This window comes from Allobosea sp. WAO, from assembly GCF_001509835.1.
GTDB lineage: Bacteria > Pseudomonadota > Alphaproteobacteria > Rhizobiales > Beijerinckiaceae > Allobosea.
In genome coordinates this window covers 37,656-59,632 of record NZ_JXTJ01000011.1, presented here as the reverse complement: position 1 = coordinate 59,632, position 21,977 = coordinate 37,656, and the positions used below count along the sequence as shown (strand labels likewise).

Genomic DNA, 21,977 nt, shown 5'->3' with positions numbered 1-21,977 from the left:
TCCTGCTCGTTGTGATTGCCGTTAGCGTTCGGCCGAGCCAGAAGATCGACCGCAAACAATCATCCGCCCCCCTCGATCGAGGCCATGAGCCGCCGCGGGACGACGGCGGAGGACACCCGGTATGAGCACAATGACAACGCCCAACCGTCCCCTGTCCGGCAGGGTCGTGATTGCGACCCATAACCAGGGCAAATTGCGCGAGATGCGCGAATTGCTGGCGCCCTATGGCGTCGAGCTGGTCTCGGCCGGCGAGCTCGGCCTGCCCGAGCCCGAAGAGGACGGCCACATGTTCGCCGAGAACGCCGCGATCAAGGCGGTGGCGGCGGCCAGTGCCTCCGGCCTGCCGGCTCTGGCCGACGATTCCGGCATCTGCATCGACGCGCTGGACGGCGCGCCCGGCCTGTTCTCGGCGAACTGGGCCGGGCCCGGCAAGGATTTCGCCCCGGCCCTGGCCCGTGTGCAGGCGGAGCTCGCCAAGCGTGGCGCGACCACGCCCGAGCAGCGCAAGGCGCATTTCGTCTCGGCGCTGGTGATCGCCTGGCCGGACGGGCACCAGGAACTGTTCGAGGGCCGCGTCTTCGGCGAGATCGTCGAGGCCCCCCGCGGCCCCTCCGGCTTCGGCTACGACCCGATCTTCCAGCCGGCCGGCTATGCCAAGACCTTCGGCGAGATGACGGCGGAGGAGAAGCACGGCATTCCCGCCGATGGCTCGCCCGGACTGTCGCACCGCGCTCGCGCCTTCCATGTGCTGGCCGCCGCTTGCCTGAGGAAGCCCGCTTGACCGCCAGGGCCGCCTTGGCCGGGCGGCAGAGCATGCCGGCACATCCGACCGCGGATGCCGGCTTCGCGGTCTATGTGCATTGGCCGTTCTGCCTGGCCAAATGCCCCTATTGCGACTTCAACTCCCATGTCCGGCATTCCCCGCCCGACCAAGCGCGGTACATCGCGGCCTTCCGCCGCGAGATCGCCCACCGCGCCGCGTTGGCGCCGGGCCGCACCGTCTCCTCGATCTTCTTCGGCGGCGGCACGCCTTCGCTGATGGAGGGCGCGACCGTCGGCGCGATCCTGGACGCGATCGGCGAGCACTGGGCCGTCGATCCCAATTGCGAGGTCTCGCTCGAGGCCAATCCGACCAGCGTCGAGGCCGGCCGCTTCCGTGATTTCCGGGCCGCGGGGGTGAACCGCGTCTCGCTCGGCGTGCAGGCGCTGAACGATGCCGACCTCAAATCGCTTGGCCGGATGCACTCGGCGCAGGAGGCGTTGGATGCGGTCGCGATCGCCCGGAAATATTTCGAGCGCTACTCCTTCGACCTGATCTATGCCCGCGCGCCCGGCCAGACGCCGGCGCTCTGGCGGGCTGAGCTCGAGCTCGCGATCAGCCATGCCGCCGAGCATCTCTCGCTCTACCAGTTGACGATCGAGCCCGGCACCGCCTTCGACCAGCTCTACCGGGCCGGAAAGCTCGCCATTCCCGATCCCGATGCCGGGGCCGAGCTCTACGAGATCACGCAGGAGATCACCGCCAAGCACGGGCTGCCGGTCTACGAGATCTCGAACCATGCGAGGCCCGGCGCCGAATGCCGGCACAACCTGGTCTACTGGCACTATGGCGAATATGCCGGCATCGGCCCGGGTGCCCATGGCCGGCTGGTGACGGCCGACGGCCGGATGGCGCAATCGACCGAGAAGCATCCTGAAACCTGGCTGCAACGGGTCGAGGCCGATGGCGACGCGCTGATCGAGAACGAGCAGCTCACCGCCGAGGCGCAGGGCGACGAATATCTCCTGATGGGCTTGCGGCTGGTCGACGGCATCGACCTTGCCGTGTTCGAGGCCCTGTCGGGCCGGAAGCTCAACTCGAACCGTATCGGCAGCCTGATCGGCGAAGGCTTCCTGATGCGCAAGCCCGGCGGGCGCCTCGCCGCGACGCCGGAAGGCGCGCTGCTGCTCGACGCGCTGGTCGCCGATCTCGCCGCCTGAGCGGCAAGGCACGCGGCGGACGGGCGGAATCCCAAGCATTCAACCGATTTAGTCGGAAGGGAAGTCCCGGCCGGCCGGCAACAGCCATGACGCTGCGTCACATCCGTGCCACGCCGCCGCCGCAATCGGCGCTCCCGATGCGTCCCGCAAGGACGGAACAGTCCAATCCAGGGAGGCCAAGATGCATCAGCAGTCTATGGACGATGGATCGCGCCCGGCGCTTTCGCGCCGCAGGCTCCTGCAGGTCGCCGGTGCCGGCGCGCTCGCCGCAAGCGCGGGGCAAGCCCTAGCACAGACGCCTTCCGGGCCGGCGGCGCCGCCGAGCACGGTGACCACGCCGCCCCGCGACTTCAGCCGGAACGGTGCGCCGACGACCTATTTCTGGGATCCCGACATCATCGCCGTCGACCCCGCCTTCAACGGCCTCGCCCAGCCCAATGCCCCGATCCAGCGGCTCTGGACCGGCGCGCTTTGGAGCGAGGGCCCGGCTTGGAACGCGCAAGGGCGTTATCTCGTCTGGAGCGACATTCCCAACAACCGGCAATTGCGCTGGCTCGAGGATGACGGCCGGGTCAGCGTCTTCCGCACGCCCTCCGGCAACAGCAACGGCAACAGCTTCGACTATCAGGGCCGGCAACTCTCCTGCGAGCATCTCAACCGCCGCGTCGTGCGCTATGAGCTCGACGGCTCCGTGACGATCCTCGCCGACAAGTTCGACGGCAAGCGGCTGAACTCGCCCAACGACATCGTCCAGCATCCCGATGGCAGCTACTGGTTCACCGATCCGCCCTATGGCGGCCAGCTCTACGAGGGCGCGCCCGATGCAGCCGGCGGCCCGAGCAACGCCAACGGCAAGATCAATCCGCGCCTTGGCCAGCCTCCCGAGATCGGCTTCTTCAAGCGCGAACTGCCGACCAATTGCTACCGGATCGACCCGAGCGGCCGCGTCGACCTCGTGGTCAACGAGAGCCAGGTGCCAGACCCGAACGGGCTCTGCTTCTCGCCCGACCACAAGAAGCTCTACATCGCCTCGACCGGCAAGGGCCCGGGCGATACCGGGCCGGGCGGCAAGGGCGACATCCATGTCTTCGATGTCGGGCCCGACAACAAGCTCTCCAACCAGAAGCTGTTCTCGGACTGCATGGTCGACGGCGTGAAATGCGGGCCGGACGGGCTGCGCTGCGATGTCGAGGGCAATCTCTGGGCCTCGTCCAATGCCGGGCGCGCCGTCGGCTATAGCGGCGTGCTCTGCTTCAACCCGACCGGCAAGCTGATCGGCCGCATCCGCCTGCCGGAAATCTGCGGCAATGTCTGCTTCGGCGGGCCGAAGCGGAACCGGCTGTTCATGGCGGCGAGCCAGTCGCTCTACGCGCTCTATTTGGGCACGCAGGGCGCGGCGCCGGCCTGAGGAACAGGGAACGAAATCCAGCCTTGTCATTCCGGGGCGGGCCGAAGGCCTGAGCCCGGAACCCATGAACACGACCTTGGCGGAAGACGCTCCGTACGACAGCATCCCTTGTCCGATGACGCCGTGTTAATGGGTTCCGGGCTCGCTGCTCCGCAGCGCCCCGGAATGACGGTGGTGGACAAACGGAGCCGAGCCTTCACAGGAAGCTGGCGATCTCCTCCAGCGGCTTCTTGCCGATGGCGGGAACGACGCAGCCCTCGGCGGGGTAGCCGACGACGAGGAGGATCACCGCCTTCTCGTTGTCGGGCCGGCCGCAGAGCTCGTTGAGGAAATTCATCGGCGCCGGCGTGTGGGTCAACGTCGCGAGCCCGGCCTGATGCAGCGAGGCGATCAGGAAGCCGGCGGCGATGCCAACCGATTCCGGCACGTAATAGTGCTTCACCTTGCGCCCCTGCGCGTCGTGGCCCCAGCGCTGGGCGAAGATCGCGATCAGCCAGGGCGCGGTCTCGAGGAAGGGCTTGTGCTCGTCGGTGCCGAGATGGCTCAGCGCATCCAGCCATTCCTCGCCGGCGCGGCCGCCATAGAAGGCGCGTTCCTCCTCCTCGGCGCCCTCGCGGATCTTCCGCTTCAGCTCCGGGTCGGAAATGCAGACGAAGCTCCAAGGCTGCTGGTTGGCGCCGGAAGGAGCCGTGCCGGCGGTGGCAACCGCCGCCTCGATCACCTCGCGCGGCACCGGCCTGTCGGAATAGTCGCGCACCGTGCGGCGCTTGCGCATCGTCGCCAGGAAGGCGCCGGCCCGCGCCTGCATCTCCTCCTCGGCGCAGCCCTCGAAGGCGAGCGGCATGGTGGCGTAGACGTTCATCGGTTTCCTCCTGACAGCTTCTTGCGGGCGAGCCTGCTTGCACAATAGACCATCCCGGCCCATCGCCCTATGGTCCCGCGCATGACGAACGATAGCCCCTCGCTGAAGCCCGGCGACCATCTCTTCCTGGTCGATGGCTCGAACTTCATCTTCCGCGCCTATTTCCAGTCGATCAATCAGGACCGGAAATACAATGCCCGCTCGGACGGGCTGCCGTCCGGCGCGGTTCGGCTGTTCGCGACGAAGCTCTTCCAGTTCGTCCGCGAGGGTGTGCTCGGCGTCAGGCCGACCCATCTCGCCATCGTCTTCGACAAGAGCGAGAACTCGTTCCGCAAGCAGATCTACCCCGCCTATAAGGGCAACCGCTCCGACCCGCCGCCAGACCTGATCCCGCAATTTCCGCTGATGCGCGAGGCGGTCCGTGCCTTCGGGCTGATCCCGGTCGAGCAGGATGTCTACGAGGCCGACGACCTGATCGCGACCTATGCGAAGCAGGCGCGCGAAGCCGGCGCCGACGTGCTGATCGTCTCGGCCGACAAGGACCTGATGCAGCTCGTGCGGCCGGGCGTCGCCATGTACGACCCGGCCTCGGGCGACGCCAAGAAGGGCGCGGGCTTCCGCGCCGAGCGGCGGATCGGCGAGCCCGAGGTCGTCGAGTATTTCGGCGTCACGCCCGACAAGGTCACCGACGTGCAGGCACTCGCCGGCGACGCAACCGACAATGTCCCGGGCGCGCCCGGCATCGGCATCAAGACCGCCGCACAGCTGATCGGCGAATATGGCGATCTCGAAACGCTACTGGCCCGTGCAGGCGAGATCAAGCAGCCGAAGCGCCGGGAGACCCTGACCAATCCCGAGATCGTCGAGAAGGTCCGCATCTCGCACAAGCTGGTGACGCTCGTCGACGACGTCGCCGTCGAGACGCCGCTCTGCGACCTGACGCTGGCCCAGCCCGAGCCCGGCAAGCTGATCGCCTTCCTCAAGGCGATGGAATTCACGACCATCACCAAGCGCGCCGCCGAGGCCTATGAGGCGGATGTCGCCGCTGTCGAGGCCGACCCGGCGCTCGCCCCGGGCGGAGCGCGCGCCGCCGAGCTGCTTTCGCTCTACGCCGGAGCGGATTCCGTCGTCCCGCCGGTCGCCGGAACGGGCGGTGCAGCGCCCGCCACGGCAGCGGCTGCGAGCCCGGCGCCTCCGGCCGCCGATGGCTGGCTGAAGCCCACCGATCTCGCCGCGGCACGCAAGGACGAGGCGATCCAGCTCAAGGTCGACCGCTCGGTCTATGAATGCGTGCGCTCGATCGCCGATCTGACGCGCTGGATCGGCTGGGCCTATGAGGCGGGCCAGGTCGCGCTCGACACCGAGACCAATTCGCTCGACGCCATGCAGGCCGACCTCGTCGGTTTCTCGCTCGCCGTCGCGCCCGGCAAGGCCTGCTATGTGCCGCTGCAGCATCGCGGCGGCGCCGACCTGTTCGGCGGCGGCATGGTCGAAGGCCAGATCCCGCTCGCCGTCGCGATCGAGGCGCTGAGGCCGCTGCTCGCCGATCCCGGCGTGCTGAAGATCGGCCAGAACCTGAAATACGACCTGCTCGTGCTCGCCCGCCACGGCCTTGCCGTCGCGCCGATCGAGGACACGATGCTCATCTCGTACGCGCTCGATGCCGGGAAGAACAATCACGGCATGGACCGGCTCTCGGAGCTGCATCTCGGCCACAAGACGATCCCGTATTCGGAGGTCGCCGGTACCGGCAAGGCGCAGGTCACCTTCGACAAGATCGATATCGAGAAGGCGACCTCCTATGCCGCCGAGGATGCCGACATCACGCTGCGGCTCTGGCGGGCGCTGAAGCCGCGCCTCGCCGCCGAGGGCAAGACCGCCGTCTACGAGGTTCTGGAACGGCCGCTCGTCCAGGTTCTGGCCGCGATGGAGCAGCGCGGCATCGCCATCGACCGCCAGATCCTGTCGCGGCTCTCGGGCGATTTCGCCCAGTCGCTGGCGCGGCTGGAGGACGAGATCCACACGCTCGCCGGCGAGAAGTTCACGATCGGCAGCCCCAAGCAGCTCGGCGACATCCTGTTCGGCAAGATGGGCCTGCCCGGCGCGCAGAAGACCGCGACCGGGCAATGGGCGACCGGTGCCGGCGTGCTCGAGGACCTCGCCGAGCAGGGCCATGAATTGCCGGCGAAGATTCTCGACTGGCGCCAGCTCGCCAAGCTGAAATCGACCTATACCGACTCGCTGCCGACCTATGTGAATCCGCAGACCCACCGGGTCCATACGTCCTACGCCCTGGCCGCGACCACCACCGGCCGGCTCTCCTCTTCCGAGCCGAACCTGCAGAACATCCCGATCCGCACCGAGGCCGGCCGCAAGATCAGGACAGCCTTCGTCGCCGAGAAGGGCAACAAGCTGATCTCGGCCGACTACAGCCAGATCGAACTGCGCATCCTCGCCCATATCGCCGACATCCCGCAGCTCCGGCAGGCCTTCGCGGATGGCGTCGACATCCATGCGATGACGGCTTCGGAGATGTTCGGCGTGCCGGTCGAAGGCATGCCAAGCGAGGTCCGCCGCCGCGCCAAGGCGATCAATTTCGGCATCATCTACGGCATCTCGGCCTTCGGCCTCGCCAACCAGCTCGGCATCTCCCGCGAAGAGGCCAGCGCCTATATCCGCAAGTATTTCGAGCGCTTCCCCGGCATCCGCGACTATATGGACCAAGCCAAGACCACGGTCCGGGCGAGCGGACAGGTGACGACGATCTTCGGCCGCGTCTGCCATTTCCCGGCGGTCGCCTCGAAGAACCCGTCAGAGCGTGCCTTCGTCGAGCGCCAGGCGATCAATGCGCCGATCCAGGGCTCGGCCGCCGACATCATCCGCCGGGCGATGGTACGCATGGACGGGGCGCTGGCCGAAGCCAAGCTCGACGCCCGCATGCTGCTGCAGGTCCATGACGAACTGGTCTTCGAGGTGCCGGAGGCCCAGGTCGAGGCGGCGCTGCCGGTGATCCGCAAGGTCATGGTCGAGGCGCCGCATCCGGCGGTGCAGCTCAAGGTGCCGCTGGTGGTCGATGCCAGGGCGGCGACGAACTGGGACGAGGCGCACTAGGCTCCAAACCCAATCCGGTTTCGAGCCCAGTGCGCAAAGTCACAAGCGCGGCGCCACGGGATTACCGGAAGGCGTCGGCGCTTTCCGCTTCCTCCAGCACCCCCAGGCTCCTGGCGAAGAGGTGGCCGCTGTAATTGGCCGCGGCGATCGTGCCCGGCGCCAGGCAGTCGCCGATCCTCTCGACGCGGGTCAGCCCGCTGTCCAGCCATTCCTCCTGGCGGGCCTGCAGCGTGGTCCACAGCTCGCTTGAGGGGAGACGCGCGGTGACCGGCACGAGCACGTCGCAGAGAATGACCTCGGCAGTGCCCGAGTAGACGCAGCGGATCGTCACGGTATCGGCGGCGCGATCGGCGAGGGCGGACAGCAGCCGGATCTTCACGCCCAGCTCCAGCAAGCGCCGATGGATCCGGGCCTGTTCGAGCGTGTTCACCGTCCAGGCCGCCACCAGCGGTGCCGGCGTGACATAGGTCGTGTCGATGCCCGCAGACGCCAGCTGCTCGGCCAGGGCGCTGCCCATGTAGTAGCGATCATCGTCATAGATCACCACGGGCCCCGGCCCGGCGGCAGAGCTTCCCTCGTCCAGGAGCAGGTCGACCCCGGCGGTCTTGCCATTCCCGAGGAACGAAAGCGGCAAGCGGTGAACCCGGCCGACGCCGTCCTCCCGCCATCTCGCTCCCACGGCGATCGCGACGTGCTCGGCACCATAGGAGAGGATGTCTTCGGCCGTCAGCGGGCTTGAAAGGTACATCTCGACATTGGCTGCAGTCCGAAGCTGGCCAAGGCGCCAATCTCTCACCCTCGCCCAGCTGGAGAGCCCGGGAAGCCGGCTCTCACGGGAGACGCGCCCACCCCATTCGGCTCCGGCCTCGGCGATGATCACCGAGGCACCACGCTGCGCCAGGGCGCGGGCGGCCTCGAGCCCGGCGGGCCCACCGCCGACGACCAGAGCCGTCGCCGGACCAGCCAGTGCCGGAACCTTCTCGGGATGCCAGCCCTTGCGCCATTCCTCGCCGATCGTCGGGTTCTGGGTGCACCGCATCGGCGCCACGATGTTGTCGCCCGCGACGCAGATATTGCAGCCGATGCATTCCCTGATCTCGTCGATGCGGCCCTGCTGGATCTTGAGGGGCAGGAACGGATCGGCAATGGACGGCCTGGCGGCGCCGATCAGGTCGAGATGCCCCTGCCGGATCACACGGACCATCGTGTCGGGCGAGGTGTAGCGGCCGACGCCGACGACCGGCTTGGTCGTGACCTGCTTGACGAAGCGGGTGTAGTCCTCCTGATAGCCTTCCTGCGAGAACCGGGCGGACTGGCTGTCATTGGACCAGTCGGACAGGTTCACGTCCCAGAGGTCCGGCTCCTCGGCGAGCGCCGCCACGATGTCCCGCCCTTCGCCGTCGCGCTCGATGCCGGCCGCGCCCATCAGTTCATCGACGGCGAAGCGGATCGCCAGCGCGCAGCGATCGCCGATCGCATCGCGGGTATCGGCCAGCACCTCACGAAAGAGCCGCAGACGGTTCTCCAGCGATCCGCCGTATTCGTCGGTGCGATGATTGTGACGCGACAGGAGGAAATGCATTAGCAGCGTCATGTCGTGGCCGGCATAGACGTAGACGATGTCGAAACCCGCCTCGCGTGCGCGGATCGCGGCATCGCGGTGCCAGCGCCTGAACTCGCGGATATCCGCCTTGTCCATGCCGCGCGCCTGGACGGGATCATCGAGGTCGACGACAGCGTCGGACGGGGCGAAAGGGGCGATGCGCGAGAGCCGGTTGGCAGTGTGCAGGCCATTATGGACGAGCTGGACGGCCGCCAGGCTGCCGCGTTCATGGATCAGGTCCGTAGCCTCCCTGAACACGCGCACATCGGCGCCGTCCCAGATCCGGCCCTGATTGGAGGGCGTCAGGTCGGAGGAAGGGTGGATCTCGGTTTCCTGCGTCGAAACCACGCCCCAGCCGCCTTCGGCCTTCATGGCGCGCATGTGAGCATCCGAACGCGCATAGCGGTGCCCCATGCCGGAGCAGTGCGGGACCTGATAGAAGCGATTGCGCGTCGTGACCGGGCCGATCGTGACCGGTTCGAACAGGATATCGTAGCGGGGGTCGCGCATGCAGTCTCGCTGAGGTGATGGGGATGGCACCAACGGTCGCCGGGTGCCCGTCTGGCGGTCACTATGCGATCGTATATATACTATGCAAGTGCATAGTCTGGCTTTGGTACAATTCGGACGAGGCGACGTGACGACTTCCTTCAGGCGAGCCCCCGATTTCGACAGGCGCACCGACCTGATCGAAGCCACGATGGACTGCATTGTCGAGCTCGGCATCCAGGGCACGAGCGTGCGCGCGGTCGCGGCCAAGGCAGGCGTCAGCAACGGCCTGATCCGGCATCACTTCGCTTCGAAAGAGAACCTGATCGCGGAAGCCTACAGCCGGACCATCGCGATCATCACCGGGCCACCGCTCGCGGTTGCGGCGGGCGACGGTTCGCCCAGCGAGAAGCTGCGGCGCTTCGTCATCGCCAGCATCAGCGGCCCGGTCGCAGCGCCCCGGATTCTCTCGCTATGGGCAACCTTCATCAGCCAGGTGCACATCAACGAGCGCTTCAGGGAGATTCACCGGACGCAATATGTCGCCTATCGCGCCGCGGGCCGCAGCCTCATCGCAGGCGTGCTCGCCTTGAACAATGTCCGTGCCTCCGCGGAGGAGCTGCATCATCTCAGCATCGCTCTGAACGCGATCATGGACGGGCTTTGGCTGGAAGGGTGTTTGAGCGCCGAGGAAATCGACGAGCCTCTCCAGATCGAGATCGGACTCAGCTCGGTCGAACGCCTGCTCGGCATCGAGCTCGGCCGGGACTTCGCGGCGTGAACCCGCACAGCTTCGCCTCTGGCGGGCATGTCCGATCATCGCGTAAAGCCGATCTAGCGAGCGGCGCCGCGCTCAGGGCCGCTCCTGCCCATCGCCCTCGTGGCGCGCGCGGAATTCGTGCGCTACCGTCACAACCTCCGCGCGACCGCGAGGAAAGCGTACGGGAACCGCTGGCGCGCTGGCGCGTTGAAAATTCGAGCTGCGCCGTCTGCACGGCATCGCAAGTAATATCCGTCACCGAAGGAGCTGTTTGATGGCCGCCACCACCACTTCCGCCAAGCGTCAGGCCGCCGCCTCGGTGAGGCGCGCCAAGGAGGAGATCGCCGAGAGCTCCGAGGAGATCGCCGGCCGGGGCAAGGCGACCGGACGCCGGCTGCGCGACGAGGCCGGCGAGATCGAGGACAGCTTGGCGCGCGGCGCCGAGGATCTGGCAGCGACCGTCAGCAGCAAGCTCAAATCCGTCGGGGTCGACACCGACAAGATGACGGAAGTCGCCCGCGAGCAGGCCGGCGACCTGCAGGAACTCATCATCCGCGAGATCCAGGAGCGGCCGCTGCGCGCGCTCGGCCTGGCGGCCGCGGTCGGGCTGTTCGTCGGCTTCCTTTCGGCACGCTGAGCCCATGCTTGGGGGGTTGACGGCTCTGCTCACGAGCGAGGTCGGCAGCGCGGTGCGCCGCAATGCGACCGTTTACGGACTTTACCTGGTCGGGCTGCTGCTCGTGGTCTGCGCCGTCGGCTACGGCCTCGACGCGCTGCATACTTGGCTCGCCATAGCGTACGGCCGGATCGCGGCCAGCCTCTGGATCGCTGGCGGGCTTCTGGTAACCGCGCTACTCGCCTTCGGCATCGGGGCTTATGTCAAAAGTCGCCGCCGGCCGAGCCGGCGCCTCGAAGCGGCGATGGCAGCCGCTCCCGTCGCAGCAACGCTCGTCGGCAGCGGCAAGATCGGCTGGAAGGCCGGCATCGTCGGCGGCGTCGTCCTGCTCGGCCTCCTGCTCGGTCGCCAGTTGGCCCAGGGCCGGGAGGGCGAGGAGGAAAAATAGCCCGAAAAGCAGCAGATTCCTTATCCGTGCACAGCCGGCCGCCAGATGCGAACGGCTGCCACGCATGGACGCGACCTGTCTTTTTACATAGGGCTATGACACGCTTGCATCTATTCAAGGCTCGATGAACGCCCAGGTGCCTACCCGTCCACACTGGCTGACGCCGGATTGGCCCGCCTTCGCGGCGAGACTGCGCAGGGTCTCCTCGGCTGCGATCGCGATCGGCGTCGTAGCGATCGCCGTGCTGATCGCGGCCTGGATCAATTTCCAGGCGATCGAAGCCTCTCGGCTGGTCTCGAAATCGATCGATGTCCGCGAGCGCAGCGAGAATTTCCTCGGCAATCTGCTCGATGCCGAGACCGGTCAGCGCGGCTTCCTGCTGACCGGGGACGAAGCCTATCTCGCGCCCTATAACGAATCGCGCTTCAATGTCCTGCCCGAGCTCGACGTGCTCGAGCGGATGGTCGCCGACAACCCGGCCCAGATCATGCGTGTCCGCCAGGCCCGCGACCTCGCGCAGCGCAAACTCGCCGAAATGAACGGCACCGTTGCCTTGGTGCGCGAGGGCAAGCGTGAAGAAGCGCTCGCGGCGCTGCGGCAGGGCGATGGCAACCGCCTGATGCAGGAGCTGCGCGACACGGCCGGCGCGATCCAGGCCGAGGAGAACCGCCTGCTGCGCGAGCGCAGCCGCCGCGAGACGCGCCGGCGCATCTTCGCCAGCATCGGCATCCTCGTCGCCCTTGCAGGTCTGAGCTTCGTCGCCTGGCTGCAGTTCCGCAGCCGCGGCCGGCGCAACATCTTCCTGTCCAGTTCGAACCTCGAGCTGGAACACCGCGTCGCCGAGCGCACCGAGCAGCTCGAGAACGAACGCTTGCGCATCGAAGCGCTGCTGCGGGACGTCAATCACCGGGTCGGCAACAACCTCGCCATGGTCTCGGCGCTGCTCAGCGTCCAGAGCCGGCAGGCGCGCGAGCCCCTGGTGAAGCAGGCGCTCGCCCAGGCCCAGTCACGCATCCAGGCGATCGCCGCCGGGCAGCGGCGCCTGCGCCTCGACATCGAGGCGGACGAGATCGATGCCCGGCCCTATATGGAGGATCTGCTGGCCGAGATCGGCAAGCAGGCCGAAGGCCGGCCGATCACCATCGAGCTCGCCATGGAGCCGATCCGCCTTCCGGGGCGCGACGCAGTCTCCTTCGTCGTGATCATCAACGAGCTCGTCACGAACGCCATCAAGCACGCCTTCCCGGATGGGATCGCCGGCAAAATCACGATCCGGCTGAGCAATGGCGATGAGGAGGAGGGCAACCTCATCCTGGCGATCGAGGATGATGGCGTCGGCATGCCCGCTGAGGATGCGACCGCCGGCCTCGGCAAGTCGGTGATCAAGAGCCTGCTGCGCAGCATGCGGGCGACGATGGAAACCGGTCCGTTGACGGCCGGCGCGGCCCGTCCGGGCACGCGGATCGCGCTGACATTTCCGAAGCGGGTGGAAGCGGGCGACGAGACGCCCGAATAGGTGGGCGGGAAAACGGCGCGGGCGCCTCAGGCGACCTTCAGGGCGTTGCAGACGAAGCGGACGATCTCGCCGGTCGAGAACGGCTTGCGCACGAAGCGGACATCTCGCAGTTCGGCAGGCACGTCGCTCGGCGCCGAGCCGGAGACGAAGGCAAACGGCGTCCCCTTGGCGCGCAGGCTGGCCGCGATACCGAAGGTCTTGCCCCCGACCACGTCGATATCGAGAAGCGCGCAGGAAACCGGCGTGTCGGCGGCGATCTTGGCCTGCGACAGCGATTCCACGACCACGAGTTCCGCACGGTCACCGAGTTGCTCGCTGACGGCCGTCTCGATATCCATCGCAATGAAAGGATCGTCCTCGACGATGAGGATCCGGATATCGGACATGATCTCCAGGTTACCTTCTAACTTCACGCTGCAGCTCCACGCAGTTTCTGCCTGTGAGCTGGAAGAACGTCCCCTCGGACGATCTTGTTCCGATTTGAGTCGTTTTCCGAGCAGAAACGCGTCGAATTAGACTCAAATTGCGCGCGCAAGGTTAGCAAAAGGTAAGCAATCGCGGCGCCGTTCAGCGTTTGCGCGGCGCCCGCGTCAGGTTGAGCTCGAACTCGGTGACCCCCAGGGCGACATTGGCGCCGCGCTGCATCGGCAATGCCCGGGGCTCGAGCCGCACATCATTGTCGATGCTGCCGACCAAAGCGGGACCGCCATTGGCCTGCCGCGCATAGCGCCCGTTGAGCACTCCGAGCGGCGCTCTCGCATAGGGGCCGTAGACGTGCCAGGCGATCAGGCTGCGGCCGACGGATTTGGGATCGAGCGCGAAGCCGCGAATGACCCCGGCATAGTTCTGGAGCGGACCACGGCGCGGACGGAAACGACATTCCAGCGGGCGCTGCGTCGCGACGGCCTGCGCCAAGCCTGTTCCGATCGAGCAGGTCAGCCGCCCTGCCGGAGCCCGGCTCTGCGCCATGGCCGGGGCCGCCGCAAACGAAAGCCCGGCCATGGCGGCGAGCACGACGGCGGCTTCGATCAATTGTCCCATTCGCGCTCTCTCCATGCCTCGAAACTTCGCCAGAACGCCCCAATCGCTCCACAGTTCCCGATTAATCCGGAACCTCAATCCGGTGCTTGCGTTGATGGGAACTAAGCAGTGGAAGCGCAAATGCCAAACCATAACAAGACCGACAGGGCACCGATCTTTCCGATACCGCACCTGCCGCGCGATCTTCCGCCATTCTGGGAGCTCGAACAACTTCTGAGCGCCGGATGCGACCTCGACAGCGCGCTCGAGGAACTCGGTCGGCGTCGCGAAGCGCTGAGCAGCGGGCGACCGGTGCCGCCGATGGTCGTACAGGTCGAGCCTGCGGGTCTGCCACCGGGCATCTTCACGATCGCGTCATAGCCGGCGCTCTACTGGCAGAAGCGGGATGAATTCGTCCGGCGCTGCTGGATGTCGACATGCAAGTGATTGGCATGCGCGGCGTCAGAGCCCGGACCCAGCGCTGTCATGAAGGCGCCGCAGGCGGATTGCCTGACCGCGTCGAGAAAGCGGGTCTGGACCAGGCCCTGCGGCTTTTCGACCGAAATTTCCAACCTGCCCTGACGTTCCTCCCCGAGTTGGAAAGCGAAGATGTCGAGGGCCCGGCCGGTGGCGTGCTCGCTCATCGGTGTCTGCGCCTGACGGTTGCGCCGCCGACATTCATGCCCCCCGCCGACACGCAGACTGGCAAGCTCCTTGTCCAATGCCCCGCGCGCCAGCGGCACCAACGCCGAATCGAACCAGGCGGACAGGGCGCGCGCCATGTCGCAGCTCAGCGTCGGGGGTGGCACGAGCTTGATCGATCCCGCCCCATCTGGCCGGCGCACGGCGAGCGCCTCGACGATCACGGGTTCGACCACCCGGCACCCTTCCGCGGTGAGCGAGGCAGAGGGTGGTGCGGCGCGCAGCTTATTGCCGGAAATGGCAGCAAGGGCGCTGAGGCAGGAGCCGGCTTTGGCCGGTGCCGTCGCGGGGACGGCTGGCGCTGGTGAAGATCGCGGCGCGACGGAAGCTTGCGGTACGGGATTAGGCGCGGCGGGGGCGACCGGCGGGGACGGGAGCTTCGCCGGGCGTGGCGGCGGCAAGGTAGCCGGGGCTGGGCGCGCCTGCGCGCCCTCGCGGGCGATGGCAATGGTGATCTCGGGGAAAAGCAGAGACGTGGCGGCGATCAGCGTCAGGGCGACGCCCGTCCGCCGCACGAGCTGGGCCCTCACGCGCCAAGCACCGCGTAGAACAGCGATGCCAGCGAAACCACCGCGATCAGCGCGGCGAGCAGGGCCATGACCATGCCGGTTCTCCTTCGCGTCGTCCGGACCTGGATAACGCGAAGCGGAGCCGGCTTGTTCCCGGCTCCGGCGTCAGGCGCCCTCAAGCCGCCTTGCGGCCCGCGCGGCGGTCGAAGAACAGCGCCTGGCTGATCGCCGCCTTCACCGCCTCGGGCTGGAACGGCTTGGTGATCAGGAAAGCGGGTTCCGGCCGGTCGCCGGTAAGGAGGCGCTCCGGATAGGCGGTGATGAAGATCACCGGCACGTCGATCGAGCCGAGGATCTCGTTGACCGCGTCGAGCCCGGAGCTGCCATCGGCGAGCTGGATGTCGGCGAGGACGAGGCCCGGTCGCTTCTTGCCGACGAGCGCGATCGCCTCGCGATGGGTCCGGGCGACGCCGGTGACGCGATGGCCCAGCTCCTCGACCATGGTCTCGATGTCGAGGGCGATGATCGGCTCGTCCTCGATGATCAGGACATCGGTCGCGACCTGCTCGGCGATCTCCTGGCCGGCGGACTGGACGAGGCCGGCCGCCTCTGCCGTCGAAATCATCATGATTTCACCCACCTCCTCGATCGGGAAGCCTTCCACGGTCCGCAGCAGGAAAGCCTGGCGCGGGCGCGGCGTCAGCGCATCGAGGTTGCGCTCGACGGCGGAACGCTCCGCGTCCTGCGGCATCGCCTTGTCGTTGAGACCGACGGAGGACCAGAGCTGCAGGAAGATCCGGTAGAGCCCGAGCTTGGGCGCGACATCGCGCGGGAAAGAGCCGGGATCTTCGACGAGCGCTTCGAGCGTCGCCACGACATAGGCGTCACCGCTCGCCTGCGTCCCACTGAGGGCTCGGGCGAAGCGGCGCAGATAAGGCAGGTGCGGTGCGATTTCCTTGGCGATGGACATGGTTCGACCCCCATAAAAAGTTGCCGGAACAGAGCACCCAAGTCACTGTTCTGACAAGCAAATTATTTTTCGTGAGATTTGGAACCTTTTCAATTCCGGATCGTTATTGGGCCGGATAAGTGTCTTATCGGGGGCTGCCGCGCGTGGACCGAGGCGTCACGGGCGGAGCGTGTGGGCGCGGCCGGCGGCGCGCCATAGGAGTAAGGAAGCGATGCACAACATGAACTCCGATTTGCCGGAGAGAGACGAGGTCGACGCCGAATTCGAGGCCCTGCTCGATCCCAAGGTTCAGGAATCGATCGGCCGCTCGCTGAAGGCCCATTACGACGACCTGATCAACGCGCCGATCCCCGACAAATTCCTGGTGCTGCTGGCCCAGCTCGAAGCAACGGAACGCCGCCTGCCTACCGAGGGCGAGTCCGATGAGCGCCGATGATTTCAAGGACGGCCTGATCGCCGAAATCCCCAATCTGCGCGCCTTCGCCGCGTCGCTCTCAGGTTCGATGCAGCTCGCCGACGATCTGGTACAGGACACCCTGCTCAAGGCCTGGGGCAATGCCGAGAAGTTCCAGCCGGGCACCAGCCTGCGCGCCTGGCTCTTCACCATCCTGCGCAACACCTATTATTCGCTCTACCGCAAGCGCGGCCGCGAGGTGCAGGACAGCGACGGCACCTATGCCGACCGGCTCGCGACGCATGGCAATCAGGAAAGCCATCTCGATCTCGCCGACTTCCGCAAGGCGCTTGCCAAGCTCCCTGAGGAGCAGCGCGAGGTCCTGATCATGGTCGGAGCCACCGGGCTGTCCTATGAGGAGACCGCGGAGATCTGCGGTGTCGCCATCGGCACGATCAAGAGCCGGGTCAACCGGGCGCGCTCCAAGCTCGCGGAGCTTCTCTCGATCGGCGGCGTCGACGATCTCGGCCCGGATCACCGGATCACTGCGGCAGTGCAGCGAGCGGGGCCGGAAATCGTCAGCGGGTGAGATGGCTCTCTCGCTGTTCAGGACGGTCCGGGGCCGCCTGCTGGCGCTGATGGTCGCGATTGCCCTGCCGATCGCCGCACTGACGGCGGCGGCAGCGGTTTCGACCTATCGCACCGTGCTGGATGCGATCCAGACCTCGCAGGCGCGCGCGGCGGACGACTACGCCGTGCGCGCGCGCATCTGGTATCGCGGCGCCTTGCGTGCGCTGTTGGCGACACATGCGACCCTGACGGCGCTCTCGCCCGACCAGACCCAGGAATGCCCGCCGCTCGACGGCGTGCTGCGCAGCACCACCGGCTATCTCGCTCTGCACTTCACCGCGCCCGGGCGCGCACCCTGCTCGGTCTCGCTCGATCCGGAGATCGGCCAAGCCGAACTCGCAGGGATCGCCGCGCAGATGCTGACGCGGCCGGCGGTGCCGATCTGGGGCGGCGTCGAACTCGCCGAAGCGCGCTACGATGAGGTCGAAATTCGTGGCAAGCGCTTCCTCGCCATCCACACGCGCCCCTCACCGGGCAAGCCGGACGAGACGGCCCTGCTGCTGGCCAGCCCCGATCTCCTCAACAGCGTCTTCGACCTCGGCACCGCCGATCCCGGCCTGATCGCCGGCATGGTCAGCCGCGGCAGCGGCGTGGTGATCCAGCGCGGCGGTAACCGGGGCGACGACAGCTGGCTGCCGCGCGACGAGTTCGTTCCCGAGCAGATCCAGCGCTGGCGAGGCACGAGCCGCTCCGGCGAATCGCGTTCCTATGCCGCCCGCCTGATCGCAGCGCCCGACCTCTATGTCATCGCCAGCTTCGACCAGCGCGCGGAGCAGGCCGCGACCACGCAGTTCTATGCGCTGCTGCTCGCCCCCTTGCTGACGCTCGGGCTGCTCTGCGTGGTCTATCTCAAGGCCGTCGACCAGCATTGCGTGCGCTGGCTGCGCGGCATCGAGTCGGCGGCACGCGCGCGCCGTTCGAATTCCGGCGCCCGGGCCGTTGTCTCGAATGACATGCCCGGCGACATTCGCAGCGTCGCAGAGGCCTTCAACACCATGGTCGACGAGCAGGAGGTACGCCAGGGCAAGCTCCAGGCGGCGCTCGACGACAACCGTTTCCTCGTCCGCGAGCTGCACCACCGCGTCAAGAACAGTCTGCAGGTGGTGCAGAGCTATATCGGCCTGACCAAGCGCGATCATCAGGGAGAAGCGCGGATCGCCCTCTCCGACGCGGAGTGCCGCGTGCATGTGCTCTCCGCCGCCTACCGCTTCACCCTCGCCGATGGCGAGATGCAGCCGGTGCGCATCGACCTGTTCCTCGACGATGTCGTGGCGATGATCACCAGCCTGGTGCGCAGCCGCTCGCAATGGGTCACCGGCAAGGTCGACACCCTCGCCGCGCTGCCGATCGACCGCATCATTCCGCTCGGCTTCCTGATCGTCGACGTGGTCTCGCGCACACTTCGCGCCGTGCCGGGGATCGGCATCACCATAGCGGTCATCGATTTCGACGAGCATACGATCGAGGTCGCGATCAGCGCCGACCGGGAGACGCCGCAAATCCCGCCACCCCGGCTCTTCGCGGGGCTGCTGACCCAGGTCGAGGCGACCGAGGTCAGCCCGGCCAAGGGCACGAGCCTTGGTGTCTGGCGCATTCGCCACAGCAGCTGACGAGAAGGCGCGGCGCCGCGGTCAGACCGCGGCCGGCTCCGGCGCGCTGGCAGGCGTGATTGTGACCCCGACCGCGAGGCCGAGGAACGAACCGGCGGGACCGACATAGCTTCCGGCCACCGGCGAGGCATCCTCCGGCACCCGCGCGACGGCTACGCGCAACAACTGCCGGTCGGCGACGAGATCATTGGTCGGGTCGAACTCGATCCAGCCATCGCCGGGAATGAAGACATCGGCCCAGGCATGGGTCAGCCCGACCAGCGAGGTCAAAGTCTCGTCGACCGGCGAGCGCTCATGGATGTAGCCGGTGACGAAGCGCGCGGCGAAGCCGAGCCGGCGGGCAAGCTCGATGAAAAGCCAGGCATAGTCGCGACATGAGCCGGACTGCGCCGCCAGCGTATCGAGCGGGTGCTGCGTGCCCTCGTCGAAACGCACGGCATAGCTCAGGCTGCTGTTGAGCGCGTGCGCCAGCTCGCGCAGCAGGTGCCCCTCCCCGATCCCGGCCCGGAAGGTCTCGAGCCAGGCGTCGAGCGCCCCGTCCGGATCGGCGGCGGCGAGATCGAGATAGGGTTGCAGTACCGCACGTTCGGCCGGGCTGTAGCTGATCGCCCCGCTCTCGAGATCTGGCCCGAGCGCGGCGGTCGGCAGTGCCGGCCCGAAGCGCTGCACGACGAGCTCGCTGACGATGTCGAGTGTCTCGGCCTCGCCGGTGAAGCTCGCCATGGCGACCGGATTGCCATAGGCGTCGTGCATCCAGCGCAGACTCGCCGCAGGCGAGATCGTGATCACGGCATCGATGACGCGCAGGTCGAAGGAATCGCGCGGGCGCAGCATCAGCCGGTGCGGCCCGAAGGATACCGGGCAGGCATAGCGATAAGTCGTGGCGTGGCGGATGCGAAGATACATGCCTGTCCCCCGGGCAGGACGCTCCCGGCCGCCACAATAGCGGCCCCGAAGCCAACCGCGCGCCACAACGGAAAAAGCCGCCTTGCGGCGGCTTCATGCTTCGGCGCTCGCTGCTACTACGCAGCAAAAGGACTGTGGTTCCCTCGGCCCGCTCAGCGCAGGACGGTGCCGCCCGATAGGCGGGCTTCCTGCTGCGAGGTCGGAACCACGCGATGGGCGAGGTCGCGGCGGGTCTCGGCCGGGTTCACGGCGGCGAGCTGAATGTCGGAAGGAATGCCGCGCTGGATCTTGGCCTCGGCGACCGCCTGCGAGCTCTCGCCGACACCGTTCTGGAGCGCGGCGCCGGTGGTCAGCGCGGTCACGACCAGCGCCATGGCGCCGAAGAAGGTGGCAGCGCGCTTGAGGGGGGCAAGGCTGGCGGTGGTCATCTTCGCTCTCCCGATTCGCATGGACCGCTCGCGGCGGCTTCGGCTTGTCAACCAGTTCGGGAGGGTTTTGTTCCGAGCAGGGGCGAAATCGCGGCGAGCTAAACTTTTTCTTCGACGGCCGGGTCGTTGGCCGCAGAGCGGCCGCGGAACAGCCGCCAGAGCGATTTGCCGAGGCGTCTCGAGGTCAGATGCGCGCCGGCCTGGCGCTTCTCCAGGGTGATCTTGCGGTCGTGGAAGTCCTCCAGCCCCGGCCGGTGGCCGACACTGATCACTGTGGCCGCGGCGAGCTCCTCCTCGAGCAGGCCGAGCAGGGAGTTCTGGCTGTCCTCGTCGAGCGCCGAGGTCGCCTCGTCCATGATGATGATGTCGGGCTGCTGGATCAGCAGGCGTGCGAAGGCGACGCGCTGGCGTTCGCCACCGGACAGCGTCTGGTCCCAGCGCTCCTCCTCGTCGAGGCGCTTGGCGAGATAGGAGAGGCCGCAGCGCTGGAGCGCGGCCACGACGACATCGTCGGAGACCCTGCTCTCGGCCTCGGGGTAGAGCAGCACGTCTCGCAGAGTACCCATCGGCATGTAGGGCTTCTGCGGCACGAAGGCGAGACGCTTGCCTTGCGGCAATTCGATCGAGCCCGAGCCCCAGGGCCAGAGGCCGGCGAGCGCCCGGATCAAGGTGCTCTTGCCGGTGCCGCTCTCGCCGGTGATCAGCACCTTCTCGCCGAGCTCGATCACCACCGAGGCATCGGCGATGACGATGCGGCCATTGCTGTGGGCGAGCGAGAGGTTCTCGATATGGATGGCGCCGTCGCCGCTCTCGCCCAGCGCGATCTGGGTCTCGCCCTCCATGATCGTGCCAATATCGAGCGCCTCCAGCGTCTCGGCCAATTCGTCGACGCGCGTGACCGAGGCGAACCATTCGGCAAGACGGACGAAATTGTCGACGAACCAGATCAGCGCCGCCTGTACCGCGCTGAAGGCGGCGACCACCTGCATCACTGCCCCCAGGGTGATTTCCCCGGACAGGAATTTTGGCGCGATCAGAAGCAGCGGCACGATCGGGAAGAGCGCGCCATTGGTGTTGAGCACGATGGCGATGACGCCCTGCTGGCGGATGACCTTGAGCCAGGCTGCGACGACGCGGCCATAATTCTCGCCGACGGAGTCGCGCTCGTCGGCATCGCCCTTGATCAGGGCGATGCTCTCGGCATTCTCGCGAAGGCGCGTCATCTCGGCCCGGAACTGCGCCTCCGCCTCGTTCTTGGCGGCGATGCGCGGCACCAAAGGCCGGCCGGCGAAATAGGCGGCGAGCGACGCGATGATCGCATAGAGCACGGCGGCAAGCGCCATGTAGCTGGGAATGACGATTTCCGAGCCGCCGAAGGTGAAGCGCGCCGAGCCGGCGACGTGCCAGAGGATCGCGGCGAAGGTCGCCGCCGTGACCGCGGCGCTGATCAGACCGATCGCGAACTCGACCAAGGGCTCGATGGCGAGCCGGACATCATCGGCGATGCGGTATTCGGGAGCCGACTGCTCGCGCGCGACGAATTGCAGCCGGTAATAGCGCTGATCGGCGATCCACCAGCCGGCGATATGGCGCGTCAGCCATTCGCGCCAGCGCACCTGCAGCGTCATGCGGCTGATCACCAGGCAGGAGAGTGCGAGTGCGGAGCCGGCGACGAGCAGCGGCAGCCAACCGATCGCCGACCAGACGGCGGCGACATCCCGCTTCTCCAGCGCATCAAAAAACAAGCGGTTCCAGGTATTGATGCCGACGGCCGCCGCGAGCTGCGCGGCGACGAAGAACAGTACGAGGAGGGTCAGAAGCCAGGCCCGCAGCCGGCTCTCGCCGGTCCAGAACCGCAATGCCACGCGAAAGAACTGCCGCATGCGCGAGCGCCGCGGCACGGTGGAGGTGTCATTCATGCGGCCGGGCTCCAGATCGCCGCCGCCAGCCCTCCTACGACATTGCTAAGAGAGGGCTTTCGCGGCAGAGAGGAAAACGCGAAGCCAGAGCGAGAG

Annotated in this window: 21 protein-coding genes; 12 read left to right on the top strand and 9 right to left on the bottom strand. The window is 67.2% G+C overall.

Going from position 1 to position 21,977, the window contains the following annotated elements:
- The first annotated feature begins 130 nt into the window (after window positions 1–130).
- The 3 genes from rdgB (at window position 131) to DK26_RS21090 (ending at window position 3,388) form a co-directional block, all read left to right on the top strand.
- Entirely contained in the window at window positions 131–781 is a 651-nt protein-coding gene (gene rdgB / locus DK26_RS21100) for an RdgB/HAM1 family non-canonical purine NTP pyrophosphatase (protein WP_066476611.1), read from the top strand.
- Between the two features lie 32 nt (window positions 782–813).
- Window positions 814–1,980: a radical SAM family heme chaperone HemW gene (gene hemW / locus DK26_RS21095; RefSeq protein WP_066476872.1), complete on the top strand. Its 1,167-nt coding sequence runs from the start codon at window positions 814–816 to the stop codon at window positions 1,978–1,980.
- A gap of 196 nt (window positions 1,981–2,176) precedes the next feature.
- Window positions 2,177–3,388: an SMP-30/gluconolactonase/LRE family protein gene (locus tag DK26_RS21090; RefSeq protein ID WP_157089778.1), complete on the top strand. Its 1,212-nt coding sequence runs from the start codon at window positions 2,177–2,179 to the stop codon at window positions 3,386–3,388.
- Between the two features lie 196 nt (window positions 3,389–3,584).
- Here the strand turns inward: DK26_RS21090 and DK26_RS21085 are convergent, their stop codons facing one another.
- Complete coding sequence (locus tag DK26_RS21085; RefSeq protein WP_066476607.1) at window positions 3,585–4,250, bottom strand: nitroreductase family protein; 666 nt, start codon at window positions 4,248–4,250, stop codon at window positions 3,585–3,587.
- A gap of 81 nt (window positions 4,251–4,331) precedes the next feature.
- Between DK26_RS21085 and polA the strand changes: the two genes are divergently transcribed.
- Window positions 4,332–7,361: a DNA polymerase I gene (gene polA, locus DK26_RS21080; RefSeq protein WP_066476870.1), complete on the top strand. Its 3,030-nt coding sequence runs from the start codon at window positions 4,332–4,334 to the stop codon at window positions 7,359–7,361.
- 61 nt (window positions 7,362–7,422) lie between these two features.
- Here the strand turns inward: polA and DK26_RS21075 are convergent, their stop codons facing one another.
- Window positions 7,423–9,474 carry an NAD(P)-binding protein gene (locus DK26_RS21075; protein ID WP_066476605.1) on the bottom strand — a complete coding sequence of 684 codons (2,052 nt, stop codon included), beginning with the start codon at window positions 9,472–9,474 and terminating at the stop codon, window positions 7,423–7,425.
- Window positions 9,475–9,601: 127 nt separating this feature from the next.
- Between DK26_RS21075 and DK26_RS21070 the strand changes: the two genes are divergently transcribed.
- The 4 genes from DK26_RS21070 to DK26_RS21055 all read left to right on the top strand — a co-directional run bounded on the left by DK26_RS21070 (window position 9,602) and on the right by DK26_RS21055 (window position 12,793).
- Entirely contained in the window at window positions 9,602–10,234 is a 633-nt protein-coding gene (locus tag DK26_RS21070; RefSeq protein WP_083533426.1) for a TetR family transcriptional regulator C-terminal domain-containing protein, read from the top strand.
- A gap of 253 nt (window positions 10,235–10,487) precedes the next feature.
- Window positions 10,488–10,850 carry a DUF883 C-terminal domain-containing protein gene (locus DK26_RS21065; RefSeq protein WP_066476602.1) on the top strand — a complete coding sequence of 121 codons (363 nt, stop codon included), beginning with the start codon at window positions 10,488–10,490 and terminating at the stop codon, window positions 10,848–10,850.
- A 16-nt stretch (window positions 10,851–10,866) separates the two neighbouring features.
- Window positions 10,867–11,277 (top strand): hypothetical protein, encoded by a 411-nt coding sequence (locus tag DK26_RS21060; RefSeq protein WP_066476600.1) that lies wholly within the window; start codon window positions 10,867–10,869, stop codon window positions 11,275–11,277.
- 136 nt (window positions 11,278–11,413) lie between these two features.
- Window positions 11,414–12,793 carry a CHASE3 domain-containing protein gene (locus DK26_RS21055; RefSeq protein WP_184231770.1) on the top strand — a complete coding sequence of 460 codons (1,380 nt, stop codon included), beginning with the start codon at window positions 11,414–11,416 and terminating at the stop codon, window positions 12,791–12,793.
- Between the two features lie 26 nt (window positions 12,794–12,819).
- Here the strand turns inward: DK26_RS21055 and DK26_RS21050 are convergent, their stop codons facing one another.
- Both DK26_RS21050 and DK26_RS21045 read right to left on the bottom strand, forming a co-directional pair.
- Entirely contained in the window at window positions 12,820–13,179 is a 360-nt protein-coding gene (locus DK26_RS21050; protein WP_066476596.1) for a response regulator, read from the bottom strand.
- Window positions 13,180–13,360: 181 nt separating this feature from the next.
- The gene (locus DK26_RS21045) at window positions 13,361–13,834 is read right to left on the bottom strand and encodes a DUF992 domain-containing protein (protein WP_066476593.1); all 474 of its coding nucleotides are present in this window, start codon (window positions 13,832–13,834) and stop codon (window positions 13,361–13,363) included.
- 108 nt (window positions 13,835–13,942) lie between these two features.
- Between DK26_RS21045 and DK26_RS29425 the strand changes: the two genes are divergently transcribed.
- Window positions 13,943–14,194 (top strand): hypothetical protein, encoded by a 252-nt coding sequence (locus DK26_RS29425; RefSeq protein ID WP_184231769.1) that lies wholly within the window; start codon window positions 13,943–13,945, stop codon window positions 14,192–14,194.
- Window positions 14,195–14,202: 8 nt separating this feature from the next.
- Here DK26_RS29425 and DK26_RS28680 read toward each other — a convergent pair whose 3' ends face one another.
- The gene (locus DK26_RS28680) at window positions 14,203–15,030 is read right to left on the bottom strand and encodes an extensin family protein (protein WP_248310067.1); all 828 of its coding nucleotides are present in this window, start codon (window positions 15,028–15,030) and stop codon (window positions 14,203–14,205) included.
- 169 nt (window positions 15,031–15,199) lie between these two features.
- Complete coding sequence (locus DK26_RS21030; protein ID WP_066476584.1) at window positions 15,200–15,994, bottom strand: response regulator; 795 nt, start codon at window positions 15,992–15,994, stop codon at window positions 15,200–15,202.
- Between the two features lie 220 nt (window positions 15,995–16,214).
- Here DK26_RS21030 and DK26_RS21025 point away from each other — a divergent pair, with 220 nt between their 5' ends.
- From DK26_RS21025 to DK26_RS21015, 3 genes are read left to right on the top strand one after another with little or no spacing between them, the layout of a single operon-like run.
- Window positions 16,215–16,430, top strand: coding sequence for a NepR family anti-sigma factor (locus DK26_RS21025; protein ID WP_083533441.1), 216 nt, complete (start codon window positions 16,215–16,217; stop codon window positions 16,428–16,430).
- A complete protein-coding gene (locus DK26_RS21020) occupies window positions 16,417–16,977 on the top strand; it encodes a sigma-70 family RNA polymerase sigma factor (protein WP_066476577.1) in 561 nt (186 codons plus the stop codon). Before DK26_RS21025 ends, DK26_RS21020 begins: the two co-directional genes overlap by 14 nt.
- A gap of 1 nt (window position 16,978) precedes the next feature.
- The gene (locus DK26_RS21015) at window positions 16,979–18,628 is read left to right on the top strand and encodes a histidine kinase dimerization/phosphoacceptor domain -containing protein (protein WP_066476574.1); all 1,650 of its coding nucleotides are present in this window, start codon (window positions 16,979–16,981) and stop codon (window positions 18,626–18,628) included.
- Between the two features lie 21 nt (window positions 18,629–18,649).
- Here DK26_RS21015 and DK26_RS21010 read toward each other — a convergent pair whose 3' ends face one another.
- The 3 genes from DK26_RS21010 to DK26_RS21000 all read right to left on the bottom strand — a co-directional run bounded on the left by DK26_RS21010 (window position 18,650) and on the right by DK26_RS21000 (window position 21,881).
- Window positions 18,650–19,534, bottom strand: a complete 885-nt coding sequence (locus DK26_RS21010; protein WP_066476571.1) for a transglutaminase family protein — start codon at window positions 19,532–19,534, stop codon at window positions 18,650–18,652.
- Between the two features lie 152 nt (window positions 19,535–19,686).
- Entirely contained in the window at window positions 19,687–19,962 is a 276-nt protein-coding gene (locus tag DK26_RS21005; protein WP_066476568.1) for a hypothetical protein, read from the bottom strand.
- A 98-nt stretch (window positions 19,963–20,060) separates the two neighbouring features.
- Window positions 20,061–21,881, bottom strand: coding sequence for an ABC transporter ATP-binding protein/permease (locus DK26_RS21000; protein ID WP_066476565.1), 1,821 nt, complete (start codon window positions 21,879–21,881; stop codon window positions 20,061–20,063).
- Window positions 21,882–21,977 lie beyond the last annotated feature (96 nt).

Coding starts and splice junctions, on each gene's coding strand:
- hemW (WP_066476872.1), top strand. CDS start 814: ATGCCGGCACATCCGACCGCGGATGCCGGCTTCGCGGTCTATGTGCAT.
- polA (WP_066476870.1), top strand. CDS start 4,332: ATGACGAACGATAGCCCCTCGCTGAAGCCCGGCGACCATCTCTTCCTG.
- DK26_RS21030 (WP_066476584.1), bottom strand. CDS start 15,994: ATGTCCATCGCCAAGGAAATCGCACCGCACCTGCCTTATCTGCGCCGC.
- DK26_RS21000 (WP_066476565.1), bottom strand. CDS start 21,881: ATGAATGACACCTCCACCGTGCCGCGGCGCTCGCGCATGCGGCAGTTC.
- DK26_RS21050 (WP_066476596.1), bottom strand. CDS start 13,179: ATGTCCGATATCCGGATCCTCATCGTCGAGGACGATCCTTTCATTGCG.
- DK26_RS21005 (WP_066476568.1), bottom strand. CDS start 19,962: ATGACCACCGCCAGCCTTGCCCCCCTCAAGCGCGCTGCCACCTTCTTC.
- DK26_RS21045 (WP_066476593.1), bottom strand. CDS start 13,834: ATGGGACAATTGATCGAAGCCGCCGTCGTGCTCGCCGCCATGGCCGGG.
- DK26_RS21025 (WP_083533441.1), top strand. CDS start 16,215: ATGAACTCCGATTTGCCGGAGAGAGACGAGGTCGACGCCGAATTCGAG.
- DK26_RS21015 (WP_066476574.1), top strand. CDS start 16,979: ATGGCTCTCTCGCTGTTCAGGACGGTCCGGGGCCGCCTGCTGGCGCTG.
- DK26_RS21020 (WP_066476577.1), top strand. CDS start 16,417: ATGAGCGCCGATGATTTCAAGGACGGCCTGATCGCCGAAATCCCCAAT.
- DK26_RS21085 (WP_066476607.1), bottom strand. CDS start 4,250: ATGAACGTCTACGCCACCATGCCGCTCGCCTTCGAGGGCTGCGCCGAG.
- DK26_RS21065 (WP_066476602.1), top strand. CDS start 10,488: ATGGCCGCCACCACCACTTCCGCCAAGCGTCAGGCCGCCGCCTCGGTG.
- DK26_RS21075 (WP_066476605.1), bottom strand. CDS start 9,474: ATGCGCGACCCCCGCTACGATATCCTGTTCGAACCGGTCACGATCGGC.
- DK26_RS21010 (WP_066476571.1), bottom strand. CDS start 19,534: ATGTATCTTCGCATCCGCCACGCCACGACTTATCGCTATGCCTGCCCG.
- DK26_RS21090 (WP_157089778.1), top strand. CDS start 2,177: ATGGACGATGGATCGCGCCCGGCGCTTTCGCGCCGCAGGCTCCTGCAG.
- rdgB (WP_066476611.1), top strand. CDS start 131: ATGACAACGCCCAACCGTCCCCTGTCCGGCAGGGTCGTGATTGCGACC.